The 16,211-nt window shown below is 42.4% G+C and carries 16 protein-coding genes; 11 read left to right on the top strand and 5 right to left on the bottom strand.

The window, feature by feature from the left end; all coding sequences use genetic code 11:
- The 8 genes from AB1A65_RS04960 to AB1A65_RS04995 all read left to right on the top strand — a co-directional run bounded on the left by AB1A65_RS04960 (position 1) and on the right by AB1A65_RS04995 (position 9,073).
- Positions 1–546 (top strand): CopD family protein, encoded by a 546-nt coding sequence (locus tag AB1A65_RS04960; protein WP_366586229.1) that lies wholly within the window; start codon positions 1–3, stop codon positions 544–546.
- A gap of 178 nt (positions 547–724) precedes the next feature.
- A complete protein-coding gene (locus AB1A65_RS04965; RefSeq protein WP_366587067.1) occupies positions 725–2,131 on the top strand; it encodes an ATP-binding protein in 1,407 nt (468 codons plus the stop codon).
- 206 nt (positions 2,132–2,337) lie between these two features.
- A complete protein-coding gene (locus AB1A65_RS04970; RefSeq protein WP_366586231.1) occupies positions 2,338–3,120 on the top strand; it encodes an enoyl-CoA hydratase-related protein in 783 nt (260 codons plus the stop codon).
- A gap of 26 nt (positions 3,121–3,146) precedes the next feature.
- Entirely contained in the window at positions 3,147–4,697 is a 1,551-nt protein-coding gene (locus AB1A65_RS04975; protein WP_366586233.1) for a hypothetical protein, read from the top strand.
- A gap of 191 nt (positions 4,698–4,888) precedes the next feature.
- Positions 4,889–5,680, top strand: a complete 792-nt coding sequence (locus AB1A65_RS04980) for a hypothetical protein (RefSeq protein ID WP_366586235.1) — start codon at positions 4,889–4,891, stop codon at positions 5,678–5,680.
- Between the two features lie 234 nt (positions 5,681–5,914).
- Positions 5,915–6,988, top strand: coding sequence for a PA0069 family radical SAM protein (locus tag AB1A65_RS04985; RefSeq protein ID WP_366586237.1), 1,074 nt, complete (start codon positions 5,915–5,917; stop codon positions 6,986–6,988).
- Between the two features lie 340 nt (positions 6,989–7,328).
- On the top strand, positions 7,329–7,679 hold the full coding sequence (locus tag AB1A65_RS04990) for a YciI family protein (protein WP_366586239.1): 351 nt from the start codon (positions 7,329–7,331) through the stop codon (positions 7,677–7,679).
- Between the two features lie 143 nt (positions 7,680–7,822).
- Positions 7,823–9,073 carry a sigma-70 family RNA polymerase sigma factor gene (locus AB1A65_RS04995; RefSeq protein ID WP_366586241.1) on the top strand — a complete coding sequence of 417 codons (1,251 nt, stop codon included), beginning with the start codon at positions 7,823–7,825 and terminating at the stop codon, positions 9,071–9,073.
- 3 nt (positions 9,074–9,076) lie between these two features.
- On the opposite strand, the gene AB1A65_RS05000 is transcribed toward AB1A65_RS04995, so the two are convergent.
- The 5 genes from AB1A65_RS05000 to AB1A65_RS05020 form a co-directional block, all read right to left on the bottom strand.
- A complete protein-coding gene (locus AB1A65_RS05000; protein ID WP_366586243.1) occupies positions 9,077–10,546 on the bottom strand; it encodes a vanadium-dependent haloperoxidase in 1,470 nt (489 codons plus the stop codon).
- Positions 10,547–10,624: 78 nt separating this feature from the next.
- Complete coding sequence (locus AB1A65_RS05005) at positions 10,625–12,049, bottom strand: Gfo/Idh/MocA family oxidoreductase (protein ID WP_366586245.1); 1,425 nt, start codon at positions 12,047–12,049, stop codon at positions 10,625–10,627.
- A gap of 54 nt (positions 12,050–12,103) precedes the next feature.
- Positions 12,104–12,760 (bottom strand): HD domain-containing protein, encoded by a 657-nt coding sequence (locus tag AB1A65_RS05010; protein WP_366586247.1) that lies wholly within the window; start codon positions 12,758–12,760, stop codon positions 12,104–12,106.
- Positions 12,761–12,763: 3 nt separating this feature from the next.
- Positions 12,764–13,495 (bottom strand): lysophospholipid acyltransferase family protein, encoded by a 732-nt coding sequence (locus AB1A65_RS05015; RefSeq protein WP_366586249.1) that lies wholly within the window; start codon positions 13,493–13,495, stop codon positions 12,764–12,766.
- Positions 13,496–13,622: 127 nt separating this feature from the next.
- A complete protein-coding gene (locus AB1A65_RS05020) occupies positions 13,623–14,033 on the bottom strand; it encodes a BrxA/BrxB family bacilliredoxin (protein WP_366586251.1) in 411 nt (136 codons plus the stop codon).
- 124 nt (positions 14,034–14,157) lie between these two features.
- Between AB1A65_RS05020 and AB1A65_RS05025 the strand changes: the two genes are divergently transcribed.
- From AB1A65_RS05025 to AB1A65_RS05035, 3 genes are all read left to right on the top strand, one after another.
- The gene (locus tag AB1A65_RS05025; protein WP_366586253.1) at positions 14,158–14,895 is read left to right on the top strand and encodes a TerB family tellurite resistance protein; all 738 of its coding nucleotides are present in this window, start codon (positions 14,158–14,160) and stop codon (positions 14,893–14,895) included.
- Positions 14,896–15,093: 198 nt separating this feature from the next.
- A complete protein-coding gene (locus AB1A65_RS05030; protein ID WP_366586256.1) occupies positions 15,094–15,678 on the top strand; it encodes a HupE/UreJ family protein in 585 nt (194 codons plus the stop codon).
- 86 nt (positions 15,679–15,764) lie between these two features.
- A complete protein-coding gene (locus AB1A65_RS05035; RefSeq protein ID WP_366586259.1) occupies positions 15,765–16,202 on the top strand; it encodes a dCMP deaminase family protein in 438 nt (145 codons plus the stop codon).
- Positions 16,203–16,211 lie beyond the last annotated feature (9 nt).

Here is a 16,211-nt window from a genome sequence, read left to right on the forward strand (position 1 = left end):
TTGCTGTACGCGTATATTAAATCGTTGCACTTGATTTTTGTGGTGACCTGGTTTGCAGGGTTGTTCTACATTCCCAGATTGTTCATTTACCATATTGAAGCAACCCAAAAACCATCACCCGATAAAGAAATTCTGAGCGGCCAGTTAAAATTGATGACCAAACGGTTGTGGTACATCATCACTTGGCCATCCGCAATTTTGTGCACGGTTTTTGCCATCTGGTTATTGGTGCTGATGCCTGCTTGGCTGCAGCAACCGTGGATGCACGTAAAGTTGGCTTTTGTTGCGCTACTGTTCGGCTATCATTTTAAATGCCACCAAATATTCAAACAATTACAGCGGGATGAGGTCAAATACACTTCCAGATTTATGCGGATATGGAACGAAGGGGCTACGTTGATCCTTTTTGCGGTGGTCTTTTTGGTAATCCTCAAAAATGCCTTCAATTGGATTTACGGCGTTATTGGCATTTTTGCGTTGGCGATTCTTTTAATGCTCGGTATCCGACTCTATAAACGTATTCGCGATAAAAATCCAGATGCTTAAGAAAGTTCAAGTTTCAAGCGCAAGTTCAGTCAAATAAGTATGAATCTAATTTTGAGCTTGAAACTTGAAACTTGAACTTGCCCTTGTGCCTCATTTGGCTTGATAATTGTGTAATTTTATCTCAAATCAGCTAAGATTGCTCAGTAAACTCTCCTTACGATCTCGAATATTTTTCACCATGATCCTGTTGGTGGTCATTGCTTCGGTGTTGATTGCTGGAGTAACCATTTACCAATACAATGAACAAGCAAGGGATTATCACGAAAACCGATTGGAGCGCAAAGAGGAGCAGGTAATCCAAAGTATCTCATACACGCTTAGGGAGACGACCTATCCAGTGAATTCAGAGAATCTGGGCCTTATCTTTAAAGATGAAATTTATAAAATAGCTGATGTCCAAAACGTTAATTTCAATATTTACGATCTTGAAGGAAACTTAATTAAAAGCTCAAGACCGAGTTTTGAGGCTGATTCCATTTCCAATTGTTTGGATGCAAATGTGCTTAATTTTCTCAGGGATAGTGGCGAGAAAAGATATGTAGAGGAACAACACGCCGCTGGGGACAACTATCAAGCTTCCTATACCTACATCAACGACCCAAAGTTCAAGCCTATAGGGATTATGAACCTTCCTTATTTTGAGGACAACTCCTTTAACAATCATGAACTAAAGGAGTTTTTGTGGCGGTTGGCTGGTGTGTACTTGGTCATGTTACTCTCGGCCATACTTTTGGCCTATTTTATTTCGAAATACATTACTCGTTCCTTGCAGACGATATCTGATAAAATGAGCCGAACCAATCTTACGCTGCAAAATGAAAAAATCCATATTAAAAACCCCAGTGAGGAAATCGGAAAATTGGTGGATTCCTATAACCGCATGATTGATGAATTGGAGGAAAGTGCTGTAAAACTGGCAAGAAGTGAGCGCGAACAGGCTTGGCGGGAGATGGCCAAACAGGTTGCCCATGAGATCAAGAATCCATTGACCCCTTTGCGGTTGACCGTTCAAAATTTTGAACGCAAATTCGACCCAGATGATCCGGCCATTCAGACCAAGGTGAATGAGTTTTCCAAGACCCTGATTCAACAAATAGACACCATGAGCAATATTGCCACGGCTTTTTCAAGTTTTGCCAATATGCCTGCACAACAAAATGAGACCTTGAACGTAGTGAAGATCGTAAAATTGGCCTTGGAGATTTTCAATGAGGATTACATTCATTTTATAGCTGATGAAGAAGAAATCATTGCCAAATTAGACCGAACCCAGCTTATCCGGGTAATCACCAACTTGGTAAAAAATGCCATTCAGGCAGTTCCCGAAGTAGAGTTTCCACGGATTTTGGTCACTGTGGCCACTGAAGGGCCACACGTTAAAATTTCTGTGGCGGACAATGGAATAGGTATATCAGATGAATTCAAGCATAGGGTTTTTGAACCCAAGTTTACTACAAAATCCAGCGGTACTGGTTTGGGGCTTGGAATGGTAAAAAACATTGTGGAAAACTATGGAGGAACCATTACTTTTACTTCAAAGGAAGGAAAGGGAACCGTATTCACCATTCGGTTTCCAAAAGAATGAGATTCTTTTTGGGGTACTGCGTCATTCCGACAGAGCGAAGTGACGAGGAATCTCATAATTTTAAATCTACCATGAGATTTTTCACTGCGTTTAAAATGACAGAACACCCCTAAAAGTTCATTGAAACTGAAAGCAACCGTAATGAAATTGTAAAGGCTTACATTTAACTAGATAGTAAAGACAAATTAAATCTGTCAAATACACCTATGAATTACGAAAACATTTACATAGAAGAAGAAAACAACATTGCCACCATCACAATCAATCGGCCTGAGAAAATGAACGCCCTCAATAAAAGAACCATTGAGGAGCTTAATGTGGCTTTTAAGGAATTGGATGAGGACCCTGAGACCAAAGTAATCATCGTAACAGGGAGTGGTGAAAAGGCCTTTGTGGCCGGGGCAGATATTGCCGAGTTTGCTGATTTTTCAATAAAAGAAGGCCGCCAATTGTCCGCAATGGGCCAAAAAAACCTGTTTAACCTCATTGAAGGTCTAGGCACCCCGGTTATTGCCGCCATTAATGGTTTTGCCCTTGGCGGGGGGCTGGAGCTGGCCATGGCCTGTCATTTTCGGGTGGCGAGCACCAATGCCAGAATGGGACTGCCCGAAGTCTCCTTGGGCGTTATACCCGGCTATGGTGGAACCCAACGCTTGCCACAGCTTATTGGTAAGGGAAGGGCCATGGAGATGATCATGACCGCTGGGATGATTGATGCCGATAAAGCCTTTGCCTATGGATTGGTGAATCATGTGGTGTCTCCAGAAGAGTTACTTGCGCTTTGCGTTAAAATTGCGAGCAGGATATCGAATAATTCCACTGTGGCCATAAAACATGCAATAAAAGCCGTAAATGCTGGTTTTAAGTATGATGCTGATGGCTATGCCGTAGAAATTGATGCCTTTGGCCATTGTTTTGGCACCGATGATTTCAAGGAAGGAACATCGGCCTTTTTGGAAAAACGCAAGGCAGATTTCCCTGGGTCATGACCATCGGCTTAACCAAGCCAGACCTGATGAAAAAACAAATACTTTTACTTTGCTTCCTATTGATTGGGATGACAACGGGTGCACAAAAAATGCCCGTTTCCTATGATTTTGGTGAAAAATTCCACGACCGGTATCGCTATTCCAACCTAATGACGATAGATGAAGACGGCTCTGGAGGCTATATTTTGGTAAGGGCTTATTACCAAGGTCTTATTTTAAAGCCAAAGGGGTATCTCATTGAACATTATAACAAGGACTTAGAACTGGTTTCCGAGTACAATTACAAGCTTAAAGGCTTGGATTTTGTGGATGGTTTTCTAAAAAATGGCCAGTTGAATCTATTGTTTCTAAATTACAACTATGACCGGGGGCAATATGAATATTGGGTGCACACCAGTCCTATCATCGCATTTAATTTTAGGGAAGAAAAGCTGCTTTCCATTGCTTCCGATGAGGTAAACGACCCTGTTGGGAAAAACTATTACAATCGTAATTTTTCCAATGGATTCACCACCGCTATTCTCTTTAACGAGGACAAAACCGGATTCATAATCAGTACGCATCACAAGAAAGGAAAGGACAACAAGCACATCATCCATTTGTTTGATACATCGCTTCGAAAGCGATTTGAGTATGATTTCTCAGATGAAATAGAGGAAAAAAACTATGCCTTCGAGAATGTGGCCATCACACCAGACCTTCAAACCGTTTACATCGTGGGGAAAGCCTATTTTAAAAAGAGGCGTTTTCAGGTAGATGAGCGAAAGTTCCAGTACGAGTTGGTCCAGATTTCCCAAAATGGAAGCAAGACCCAATCGTTTGTTGACCCTGGAAAATATCCTGAGGCTTTATATCCCATTATGTTCAAAAACAGACTTGTCTGTGCAGGGTTTTATGCGGATAGAAAGGATAATCGGTACAATGGAATCGCCTATTTTGATGTTGACCCAACCACTTTGGAAGTCAATGTCCGAAAATACAACCCATTCTCCCAACAATTTATGGAAGACAAATTTGGTCGTGAGGAAGATAAGGACATCAAAAACTTGGTCTTTAAGGGAATTTCAGTTACTTCTGATCAACATATCTTTTTTAATGCAGAAGAGTATTTTGTTACTTCCGGACTTGAAGTTACCGGCGCGGGCCAGCGCGTAAGAATCGAACGCTATCACCACAATGATATTGTTAGCGTAAAACTGGACCCCAATGGAAACATGGAATGGGCGCGAAACATCAATAAAACCGAGGTTACCCAAGGCGATGGTGCCTATGCATCCTACAGTTCGTACTGCAAGAATGGTAAAACCTATTTCTTTATCTGTACCGCTGCAGAAAATCCCCAGTTAATCAATAACGAACGCTTAATTTTTAAACAAGGCCTGAGCCGAAATCGTAATGTGTTTTTGATTTCCTTGGACGAAAATGGCAAAATGGACTATGAAAAGATTATAGACCAGCAAGAAGCCCGATTGCCTTTGATGGTATCCAAGCCCTTAAAGAATGAGCAAAAAGACAACATGCTTTTCTATGCCAAACGAGGTAGTAAAAAACAGTTGGTCAAGGTAGATTTTAAGTAAGTTTCATTACCACTAACAGATAAAACAGCAAAAGGGAGCCTTCAATTGAAGGCTCTTTTTTTTTACAATTTCTTAGACAAATAAATCTCTTTACCGCATACGTCAAGTCATAAGGGTCTAAGGTCAAGTAAGGGCTAATAATTATAATGTACGACCATACTTTTAATCTTATTAACCCTAATTAAAAAGTGATGAAAATATTTAGATTGTTAATTATGGCTATACTTTCCATGACGTTACAATTTGTGTCGTGTACAAAAGAAGTTGATGTGAATGTCATTAATGATGAGGGTCCAATGGGATTGAGTTGTTGGGACCTGAATGGAAATGGAACCGGAGAATCCAGTGAGGACATCAATGGCGATGGCAATTTTGATGCTTTGGATTGCCAAAGTGCATCGGGAGGGAATGGAACCATTGGTCTTGCTTGTTGGGACCTTAATGGAAATGGTATCGGCGAACCCAATGAAGACACAAATAACGATGGCATGTACGATGCGCTGGACTGCCAAGGCGAACAAGGTGCCCAAGGAGACCCCGGTGAGCCTGGAACAGATGGCAACGCGAATGTCCAACGCTTTGATATTGCCATTCCCAATAATTTTACAGGTCCTCAGTTTAGTTTTGACATACCCATTGATTCTCAAGAGTTACCAAATTATGCGATTTTTGTCTATTTGGTGCGAATAGTAAACGGAGTAACCGGGGTCTTTTCAATTCCGGGAGACATAGCAGGTGATGATTATGCTCATTTTTTGTACGTCGAGGAAACAGGGTTAGCCGCTGTTACAATCCGTAATCTTTCAGATAATTCGCCTGAAAACACACTGGCTCCGGGGACGTATAATTTTGTAAGAATAGTGGCGATAGAATACAGTTCGGGTTCAAAGAGTGGCAAAGAAAGCCTTAGTGCAGAATTAAAAGCTGCTGGGGTGGACACCGCAGACTATAATGTTATGGCGACATATTTTGGCTTGAAATAGCGATTCTCTAAGTACTATAAAAAAGAGGCTGTCTAAAAAGTATTGAGATATGTTATTCTGAATTCCTGCCTGCAGGCAAGGGAATTCAGAATCTCATCATACGGATAATCAAATTATTGTGAGAACCTGGAACAAGTTCAGGTTGACTAAACCGACTTTTTAGACATCCTTTTTTGTTTCTTACAAATATTGTATATTGGATAAAATCCATATATTTGGAATATATCCAATTTCATGAAGCCCAAAGAATTTCTCAAAGGCAGGGGTGCCCAAAAAAATACACCCAACAAGTTTCTGCAACATGTGTACGAAATGCGGGAGGATTTTTTGGAATTTTGCCGTTTGGAAGGGGAAGAGGCAGAGAACAACAAGACCCAATACATCCCCATTTTTCCAAAGACGATTGTCAACAAGGTGGACAGCCCCGATGTGGGGATGGGGTATTCCATGAATCCCTACCAAGGTTGTGAGCACGGCTGTATCTATTGCTATGCTCGAAATGCCCATGAATATTGGGGCTACAGTGCCGGATTGGACTTTGAACGCAAGATTTTGGTGAAAAAAGCGGCACCAGAATTACTGGAGACCAAAATAAAACATAAAAATTGGAAGGCGCAGACCATTGTGCTCTCAGGAAACACAGATTGTTATCAACCCGCTGAGAAAAAGTTTGAAATTACGAGGAAATGCTTAGAGGTCTTTTTAAAATATAGGCATCCAGTGGGCATCATTACCAAAAATTCCCTTATTCTTCGGGATTTGGATATTTTAAAGGAGTTGAATGCCCATCAATTGGTCGGGGTCAATATTTCCATCACTTCCCTATCCGAAAAAACCCGACGAAAATTGGAACCTCGCACAGCTTCGCTTCAAAAAAGATTGCAAGCGATAAAAGTGCTTTCTGAAAACCATATTCCAGTCAATGCCATGCTGGCCCCCATGATTCCTGGCATCAATAGCCATGAATTGTTAAAGTTGGCCCAAACCGTTTCGGAGCATGGCGCACTTTCGTTTGGGTTCACCGTGGTCCGCCTCAACGGAGCCATTGGACAAATTTTTACGGATTGGATCAAAAAAGCCATGCCCGATCGGGCCGAAAAGGTACTCCACCTCATTCAAGATTGCCACGGAGGGAGTATCAATGACAGTCGTTTTGGGCTTCGGAACCGTGGTGAAGGAAAAATAGCAACCCAAATCCATGATATGACCAAATTGGCGAGGCAACTCTACTTTAAAGGCAAAAATTTTCCTAGTTTGAACAAGAATCTACATGAAGAATATAAAAATGGACAAATGCGATTATTCTGAGATTGTTATTTAATTGGAACGTGCTTCAAGCAGAAAAATAGTAAAAGTCTCGGATGTCATTCTGAGCCGGAGCGTAGCGGAGGGGAAGAATCCCGGATAGAGATTAGCTTGGAGAATGGGGCAGTAGGGATGCTTCGCACAGCTTAGATTTTGAACTAAAGATCATTCGTGCAAATTTGTGCAATTCGTGTCACCAAAATAGTATGCTCATTACGCCAGACGCAAAATGATATTTTTAAATAAATTTATCAAGCTTGTCCAATCAGCGTTTCATTTTTCGTCTTTATAATGAAAACAACGTATAACCGTTCACGGTGAGTGGACTTAAAAATGTAAACCAATGAGTAATTTTTTGTATTTGTTCAGGGGTGGGGATGAGGCCTTCGATAAACTCTCCCAAGAAGAAAAGCAGGCGCATATGGAAGTTTGGGGCCAATGGATGGGAGGACTAAAGGAAGAGGGTAAACTTTTAGACGGACTTCCTTTGGAAAAAGATGGAAAAGTAGTTCATAAGCGAGGGGAGTTGGTCACCAATGGCCCTTTTGCGGAAGGTGCAGAGATGGTTGGGGGCTATCTTATCGTTTCGGCCAAAAATATTGATGAGGCGGTTGAAATCTCCAAAGGATGCCCAATTTTTGATTACGACGGCGCTTTTGTGGAGGTGCGGGAAATCCTGTCCATGGAACACTAAATTTTTTGGAAACCAGATGTCATTTCGAGTGAAACAAGAAGTCTATTGCCAGCGAAAGAAATTGTTTTAGATTTCTCACATTCCTCTGGGCGTTCGAAATGACATTTTAGGAGACCTTACCAAGCCAGTTTTTATTAAAACCTATGCCAAAAGACCACCACAGCACCGTTGAACATCTTTTCCGAAAGGAATACGGAAAAGTGGTGGCCTTGTTGACCCATAAATTTGGAACGTCCTATCTGGAGCAAATTGAGGATGCTACCCAAGATACCTTCATCAAGGCAATGCAGGTGTGGGGCTATAAATCCATTCCAGACAATCCAACCGCGTGGTTATATCGTGTGGCAGGCAATAGGATGATCGATGTGTTGCGAAGAAATAAAAAAGTTGAATTCAAAGTGGCAGAAGAATTACATCCAACAAGTGAAGTGGAACATTTCCCTGACCCTTCATTGGATCAAACCATATCAGACAGTCAATTGAAAATGATCTTTGCGTGCTGTCATCCCACTTTATCACAAGAATATCAAATCATCTTGAGCTTAAAACTGATTGGGGGATTTAGCAATAAAGAATTGGCAGAGGCCCTATTGAAAAAAGAAGAAGCGGTTGCCAAATCGTTCACTAGGGCTAAGAAGAAGTTCAGGGAAGGTGTACAACTGGTAAAAATTCCCGTGGAAATGGGGCTACAATCAAGATTGTTCCAAGTGTTACGGGTCATATATCTTCTATTTTCCGAAGGGTATGCTGCCACCTCTGGGGCACAGATCATTAAAAGGGACATCTGTTATGAAGCCTTGCGACTGGCCCTTTTGCTTCAGGAGAACAAATATTGCCAGCACCCCAACTTAAATGCATTGATCGCATTGATGTGTTTTCATGCCTCACGTTTTGATGCTCGATTGGATAAAGCGGGAGAGTTGGTGACCTTGGAGCATCACGATCGTTCCAAATACCATCAGGAACTGATTTCCATCGGCATACATCATTTAGAAAATGCAGGAACCTTGGACCGAACCCCGTCAGACTATCATTTGGAAGCAGCTCGCTCCTACTATCACAGTATGGCAAAAACTTTTGCAGAAACCGATTGGAAAAGCATTCTGTACTTGTACGATGTGCAATTGAAACGCTTTTACTCACCTATGCTGGCCTTGAACCGAATCATCCCTTTTGCCAAGGTTCACGGTGCTAAAAAGGGGTTGATTGAGTTGGAAAACCTTGAATCAAAACATGATTTTAAGGAACAAGGGCTTTTCCATGCCATAAAAGCAGAACTTTTTGGCGAATTAGATCATGTTGATGCACAACAATCAGCCTTAAAAAAAGCCATTGCATGTACAGAGAACGAGCTGGTAAAAAGGCACTACAAAAGGAAGTTGAACTCCAGCTAGGCATTACATCTGTTCTTCTTCTCCAATATGCTTTTTGTAAAACTTCCAAGCCTCTCGGGCCACATCACGTCCCAGTTCCAAACCAGCAATATTATCCGCTTGAATATGATAGCCGCCCAATACTCTTGATATCCCGGCCATTTCCGCGGTTTTGCTAAAGGTTGGGAATTTTAAGGTTACGGTATCCCCCAAGTTGTCTGGTTCTGTCATGGCACCAGCAACCAATTCCACTTCAGATCCAAATTCATCGCTTCCCGTCCATAGTTTCAAAGCTTCGGCGCATCCGCCACTAATGGTGCTATGTCCTGAGGTATAACTTGGGAAGGGAGGACATAAAAAGGTGTCAGGCGAATACGGTCTCCATTGGTTGCCATCCATCTCCACCATGCCTTTGCCAACGCCGCCCCATGCCTTTATCTTTTGTTGGTCATAGTATTCATGAACCAAAGCAAAAGGCCGGGCAAAATCATAGTACATTTTACTGTCCCATGAAGCGATAAATGCATCCATGGCCACAACTTGGTTGTAGAAGAACATTTTCACGTCTTCATCGAGCGTATGGTCATCTCTAATGGATACTTCTTGGGCAAATTTTAACCAGTGCCCTGCCTGCTGCACAGATTGCGGTCCATCACGCATAAACTCCACCAATGCTTTTTGCTCATCGGTTAGGTTGGCCTGCATTTCAATAACTTCTTTTACCTCTTCCTCCAATTGTTTAGATCCTATTTTTGGAGGAGGACCTGGGCGGAACTGGTCTCCGGATTTTAAGGAAACGGGCTCTACCTTGTCCCAAAAAGGAGTGAGACATCCAGGGGCAAATTTTCCACCTTTTCCGTCAGAGAAATATTTGGGCTGCCAACGGTTGGGGTCATTGTTTTGATCTACGGGGTTTACAGGCTCGTACCCGGTATAATCAAAATAAGGCTCACCATTGGAACCTTCTTCCTCACCATATTGATTGGCTCCATCCCCTTTTCTGGCTTCAATGACCGCTTTTGCTGCCAAGTTTCCAATCCCTTCGGGTGTGGTCGGGTCCAAAGATTCGTTGTTTGGGTCGAGGCCCAGCTCCACCATAAAATTGGTAAAAAGCTCTTGGTCTGAATAATAGTATTCATTCATGGCCCTGTAAGCGGCATAGCTAATGGCGATTTCCTTGTTCTTAAGGGTTTGCTCATCCGAAGGGCGTCTTTCCACACCATCAAGATAGACAGGAATTGCTTTTTCATCATATCTGGACCACGCATCAAAGATGGAAACAAAAATCAATCCCAAAAACCTAGAGGTAATCGTAGGTCTTGGTTTGAACATTTCAGTATCGTTTGCGGTGGCGGTGATGGCCATTTCGCTCCATTGGTAGGCAATGTTGTCCGCACCTTTCGGCTCCATGGCTGCATCTGCAGATTGTTCTGTTTTTTGTTTGCAGTTTAATAAGGTTGCTATAACAAATAGCAGCAAGATTGCTCTTTTCATAATTGATTTCTAATTCTATGGCTGGCGAATGTAGGAGTTTAATGGCCTAAACGCCAGCCACTAATATAAAAAATGATTTTATGTCAATTCCCAGCCTTCGCGATATTCCCGGGTAACCCATTCGTTGGCTTTTTCGTAATTGGTGATTTTCATGTTCTCACCATCCCAGAACAATTTACGTCTCCCCGGATAGTCATAAGGATCCCAATCCCCGATTGCCTTGCCTTCCTTCAATACTTTGTATTGGTATGCTTTAATGGCAAGATTCCCCATGAGCACGGTTTCTGTTAGTCTACCGGCTTTCTCAAAATTAGAGGATGTTGGGGTTCCATTCAAGCAGCCGTCCACAAAATTGGCAATATGTCCACCTACGCTTCCAGGTACCCTTGGGTATTTGGGTGCGGGTGTTTTATATAAATCCATCATGTCTGATGGAAGCAAACGTGCATTTTCGGAATAGGTATCGCAAATAAGGGTGCCTTTATCTCCGTACATAATGGTTCCACCACCGCTATCCCCGATGGTTTCCCCGTCTTTGAGCTCATCCGGAAGATTGGGTTTTATTCCTCCATCGTACCAATTGAGGGCAATGTCGCCATGTTCTTCATGCTCAAATTTGAGATGTATTTTGGACGATGGTGGACAAGAAGGGCTATAATCCGCTTCAACAAAATCACCCACCCAGACGGTTGTGCAACTGGCTTCCGCCTCTGTGGGATACCCCAAATCAAGGACGCTAAAAGGGGTTTCCATAATATGGCATCCCATATCGCCCAGGGCGCCCGTGCCAAAATCCCACCAACCACGCCATTTGAAAGGCAAATAGGCTGGGTTATAATCTCGCATTGTGGCAGGGCCTAACCATGTATCCCAATCCAATTCTTTGGGCACTCTTTGCTTTTCTGAAGGAACAGGAACCCCTTGTGGCCAAACAGGTCTGTTGGTCCAGCAATCGATTGTGTGAATTTTTCCGATAATTCCAGATTCTACCCATTCCCGAGCAATGCGACTGCCATCGCTAGAAGCACCTTGGTTTCCCATTTGGGTAACAATTCCGTTTTCTTCTGCCACCTTGGTCATTAATCGTGCCTCATAAATGTTGTGGGTCAAAGGTTTTTCCACATAGGCATGTTTTTTCTCGCGCATAAAGGGCAATGCTATGGTAGCGTGGGTATGATCGGGGGTGGCTACCATTATGGCATCGATGTCGTTGAGATGTGCATCGAAGACTTTCCTAAAATCCTTGTATCGTTTTACATCGGGAAAAAGCTCATAGGTGGGTTGGGCTCGGCGATCGTCCACATCACAAAGAGCCACAAATTTTACTTTTCCGGTATTGTTGAGACCTTGAACAACACCATTTCCCCTTCCGCCAACACCAAAAGCACCAACATATAAAGTGTCACTCGGTGGAACATGGGTTTTTCCCAAAACATGAGCGGGAACAATAGAAAAAGCAGCGGAGGCCGCTGCTGCATTTTTAATGAATTTTCTTCTTTGCATCTTGTTTAGTTTGAATAGTTCTCCAAGATACAAAAAACCGCTAGAGGTCAAAGTTTATTCACCCTTCCATTCTTTATAAAACTGTTCAAGGTAATCCAACATAAATTGATGTCTTTCTTGGGCCAGTCTTTTTCCGGTTTCAGTGTTCATTTTCTCTTTGAGTAAAAGCAATTTTTCGTAAAAGTGATTGATGGTAGGTGCGTTTGACTTTTTATATTCCTCTTTGGTCATGTTGAGGTTTGGAGGAACATCTGGGTCGTACAGCGCTCTATTTTTGAATCCACCGTAATTAAATGCACGGGCGATACCGATGGCTCCCATGGCATCCAAACGATCAGCGTCTTGAACCGTTTCCAGTTCTTTTGATGAAAAAGTCACCGAACCTTTATCCAAACTATTTTTAAAGGACATGTGTTGGATGATTTTCACCACATGGTCAATACTGTTATCGTCCACGCTTTGCGATGTTAGGAAATCACGGGCCATGTTAGATCCAATACTTTCATCCCCATCATAAAATTTAGGGTCGGCAATATCATGTAAAAGAGCGGCCAGTTGCACTACCAGTGCATCTACTTCTTCATGTTGGGAAATTAACTTTGTGGTATGGAACACCCGTTCAACATGGAACCAATCATGACCACCTTCGGCGTTATGAAGGGTCTCTTTCACAAAATTGATGGTATTTTGTATCAATGGTTCGTGGTTCATGATTCAGTTTGAGATTTCGGAAACGATTTGCTTTTCAACTTGAGCAATCAAGGCTTCTGTATCACCTTCAATCTCTACGGGAGGATGAACTATAAACATAAGATGGCTGCCCAGCCCCATTGGGAATTTACCATAGCGCAACAACTTCCAAGAGTTGTTTATACTGATGGGGACAATAAGTGCTGAAGGCGCATTTTTCATCAACACTTTTAGGCCAGTGGTACGAAAAGGTTTTGGTACTCCATTTCGGCTGCGGGTACCCTCTGGAAAAATAACGGCGCTACGCTTGTTCGTCTCAATATACTTGCCCAATTTTTGGAGTTCAGCTATCGACTGTTTGGGGTCTTTTCTGTCTATCAATGCAGAACCACTGTTTCTTAAATTGTAGGACACACTGGGAATGCCTTTGCCCAATTCAATCTTGCTAACAAACTTTGGATGGTATTTCCGCATGTACCAAATTAGGGGAGGAATATCGTACATGCTCTGATGGTTGGTGACTATCAAAAGCGGTCTATCAGTGGGAATGGTTTGGTGATTTACAAATGTGTACCGGGTTCCGAGTACATTGGTACATCGCATAATAAACCAGTTGAGGATGGAGACACTGCGTTTGTGCGCATCGTAACCAAAAACCTTCAAACAAATCCATTGAATGGGATGGAAAATAACCAGCGCCAGTCCAAAGCAGATGAAAAAAAGTACGGTCAAAGGATATGAAAGCAATTTTTGCATGCCCACTGTATTGTTGATTTAGGTTGACGAAATATGTGACTAAAATAAAGCATCGGCGACAGTTTTTATGCTGAAAAACAAAAAACCACCCTTTAGGGTGGCTTAATCTTTTAGATCAGAGAAAGAATCAACAGAACTCGTCGTACGCTTCTATTAAATTTTCCGCGATAAGTTCCGCAGGTCTTCCTTCTATGTGGTGTCTTTCGATCATGTGCACCAGTTCCCCATCTTTAAACAGGGCCATACTGGGCGATGATGGAGGGAAGGGCACCATGTGATTCCTAGCCGTGTTCACTGCTTCAGTGTCCACTCCGGCAAACACAGTGACCAAGTGGTCTGGTTTTTTGCTGTTTTGCAAACTCAGCTTTGCCGCTGGTCTGGCGTTGGCAGCAGCACATCCACAAACGGAGTTCACCACAACTAGTGTGGTCCCATCTTGTTTTAGGGCGTTTTCAACGGCCTCACTTGTATATAGTTCTTCAAACCCGGCGGTGGCCAAGTCTGCTCGCATAGGTTTTACCAATTCTTCAGGATACATAGGCTTCTTTTTAATTCGATTACAAAGATACAGTATTGTTACGTTTTTACCATGACCCTTAACATTGCGTATGGTTTAGTTTCCTCAGCAAAGCCCTATATTTGGGCTTTAAATTTTTTGAAGGATGATTAAATGGGTGGCCGCCTTTCTCGGCTATTTTTTATTTCGATTTCCGGGAGCCATTTTGGGATTTATTGTGGGGAGTTTTTTGGACAACCTTGGGGGCTTCGGTGGTGGTCCTAAGACCGTTTTTCAAGATTACACCCGTCAACGGGTTTCCCCGGCCGATTTTGAGTTGAATTTGCTTTCGCTCTGCTCCATCATCATTAAAGCGGACGGGCAGGTCAACCAACGTGAACTGGATTATGTGCGACAGTACTTTCTGAGCACCTATGGCAAGGAAAAGGCTAATGCCATTTTTAGGACCTTTAACGATGTCATCAAAAAAAGAGAAATCTCTACCCAACGCATTTGTGAATATATGGTACAACGTACCCGTTATGAGGTTCGTTTACAATTATTGCACTTTTTGTTCGGGATAGCCCAAGCGGATGGGCAAGTGAGCAAGTCCGAACTAGGCAAGCTGCAGGAAATTGCAGGGTACCTTCGGGTGGGTCGGTATGATTTCGACAGCATCATGGCGATGTTCATAAAGTCTGCGGATACATCCTATAAAATTTTGGAAATCGATAAGAATGCTACGGATGAAGAAGTGAAAAAAGCCTATAGAAATATGGCGAAAAAGTATCACCCCGACCGTGTAGTGACCGAAAATGAAGCGATTAAAAAAGGGGCCGAAGAGAAATTCAAGGAAGTGCAGAAGGCGTATGAGACCATACAAAAAGAACGGGGAATTTCATAGTTTCGTTAGGAGTTAGGAGTTAGGAGTTAGGAGTTAGGAGTTAGGAGTTAGTGGGTTGTGCACTTTAAGCAAATCCTAAATAATAAAGAATGTCATTTCGACAGAGCGAGTGCCGAGCGACGAGAAATCTTTTTTTAGAAATGAGAGGTTGGGAAGCTGACATTTTACATAAACTCTAAACCATAAACCATAAATAGGATGCAAGAATTTCTGTTTTACATCAAATTGGGCTTGGATCATGTGCTAGATTTTGGGGCATATGACCACATTTTGTTTTTGTCGGCATTGGCGGTTCCTTTTACCTTTAGAAATTGGAAGCGAGTTGTTATCCTTGCCACAATATTTACTATAGCGCACTGCACCTCTCTGGCCTTGTCCGTATATGAGCTTTTTACGGTTGACGTGGCGCTTATCGAGTTCTTGATTCCAGTCACCATTTTATTGACCGCACTTTTCAATTTTGCTTATGTGTTTCGGGAAGCCATGCAAGTGGGATTGTACTTGCACATTTTGGCCACGGCATTTTTTGGATTGATCCATGGTTTTGGTTTTTCAAACTACTTTAAAATGTTGATGGCCGAGGAGGAGGACAAGGTTACACCGTTGTTGGGTTTTGCTACAGGGATAGAGCTTTCACAAGTAACCATAATCTTGGTGATTTTGGCCCTTGCTTTTGTGGTTTTGGATTTATTAAAGGTGAAAAGGCCAATTTTCATTGCAGGTGCATCCATTTTAATCATTGCCATTACAATACCCTTGCTCATTGCAACGTTTCCAAATTAGGAGCTTCGTTAAATTTAATCGAATAAGGTTGTAAGGGTCTTTCAAAGCAGGTATATTTATTTCATTATCGGCTGATTCAATGCTATATGAAGGAGAGTAAACAAGAAAAATACGATAAAGCGTATCTGCGAATGGCCCAAGAATGGGGCAAACTCTCCTATTGCAAAAGAAGACAGGTGGGTGCTATCATTGTAAAAGATAGAATGATCATATCCGATGGTTACAACGGTACACCCACAGGATTTGAGAATTTTTGTGAAGATGATGAAGGATACACCAAATGGTATGTACTCCATGCCGAGGCCAATGCCATTTTAAAGGTGGCATCCTCGACACAGTCTTGTGAAGGAGCCACGTTGTACATTACCCTATCTCCTTGTAGGGAATGTAGCAAGCTGGTACACCAAGCTGGCATAAAACGTGTGGTATACCAAACTGCCTATAAGGATGATTCTGGATTGAAATTTCTGGAGCGTGCAGGCGTAGAGACCGTTCATTTGCCGGTTTTGGAAGAAATGGTCTAAAAAAACCAT

It is taken from the genome of Allomuricauda sp. ANG21 (genome assembly GCF_040705235.1).
Taxonomy (GTDB): Bacteria; Bacteroidota; Bacteroidia; order Flavobacteriales; family Flavobacteriaceae; genus Flagellimonas; species Flagellimonas marina.

What these genes read in the sequence shown, in the direction of transcription:
- AB1A65_RS04965 (WP_366587067.1), top strand. Translation starts at nt 725, where the DNA reads ATGATCCTGTTGGTGGTCATTGCTTCGGTGTTGATTGCTGGAGTAACC.
- AB1A65_RS04970 (WP_366586231.1), top strand. Translation starts at nt 2,338, where the DNA reads ATGAATTACGAAAACATTTACATAGAAGAAGAAAACAACATTGCCACC.
- AB1A65_RS04975 (WP_366586233.1), top strand. Translation starts at nt 3,147, where the DNA reads ATGAAAAAACAAATACTTTTACTTTGCTTCCTATTGATTGGGATGACA.
- AB1A65_RS04980 (WP_366586235.1), top strand. Translation starts at nt 4,889, where the DNA reads ATGAAAATATTTAGATTGTTAATTATGGCTATACTTTCCATGACGTTA.
- AB1A65_RS04985 (WP_366586237.1), top strand. Translation starts at nt 5,915, where the DNA reads ATGAAGCCCAAAGAATTTCTCAAAGGCAGGGGTGCCCAAAAAAATACA.
- AB1A65_RS04990 (WP_366586239.1), top strand. Translation starts at nt 7,329, where the DNA reads ATGAGTAATTTTTTGTATTTGTTCAGGGGTGGGGATGAGGCCTTCGAT.
- AB1A65_RS04995 (WP_366586241.1), top strand. Translation starts at nt 7,823, where the DNA reads ATGCCAAAAGACCACCACAGCACCGTTGAACATCTTTTCCGAAAGGAA.
- AB1A65_RS05000 (WP_366586243.1), bottom strand. Translation starts at nt 10,546, where the DNA reads ATGAAAAGAGCAATCTTGCTGCTATTTGTTATAGCAACCTTATTAAAC.
- AB1A65_RS05005 (WP_366586245.1), bottom strand. Translation starts at nt 12,049, where the DNA reads ATGCAAAGAAGAAAATTCATTAAAAATGCAGCAGCGGCCTCCGCTGCT.
- AB1A65_RS05010 (WP_366586247.1), bottom strand. Translation starts at nt 12,760, where the DNA reads ATGAACCACGAACCATTGATACAAAATACCATCAATTTTGTGAAAGAG.
- AB1A65_RS05015 (WP_366586249.1), bottom strand. Translation starts at nt 13,495, where the DNA reads ATGCAAAAATTGCTTTCATATCCTTTGACCGTACTTTTTTTCATCTGC.
- AB1A65_RS05020 (WP_366586251.1), bottom strand. Translation starts at nt 14,033, where the DNA reads ATGTATCCTGAAGAATTGGTAAAACCTATGCGAGCAGACTTGGCCACC.
- AB1A65_RS05025 (WP_366586253.1), top strand. Translation starts at nt 14,158, where the DNA reads ATGATTAAATGGGTGGCCGCCTTTCTCGGCTATTTTTTATTTCGATTT.
- AB1A65_RS05030 (WP_366586256.1), top strand. Translation starts at nt 15,094, where the DNA reads ATGCAAGAATTTCTGTTTTACATCAAATTGGGCTTGGATCATGTGCTA.
- AB1A65_RS05035 (WP_366586259.1), top strand. Translation starts at nt 15,765, where the DNA reads ATGAAGGAGAGTAAACAAGAAAAATACGATAAAGCGTATCTGCGAATG.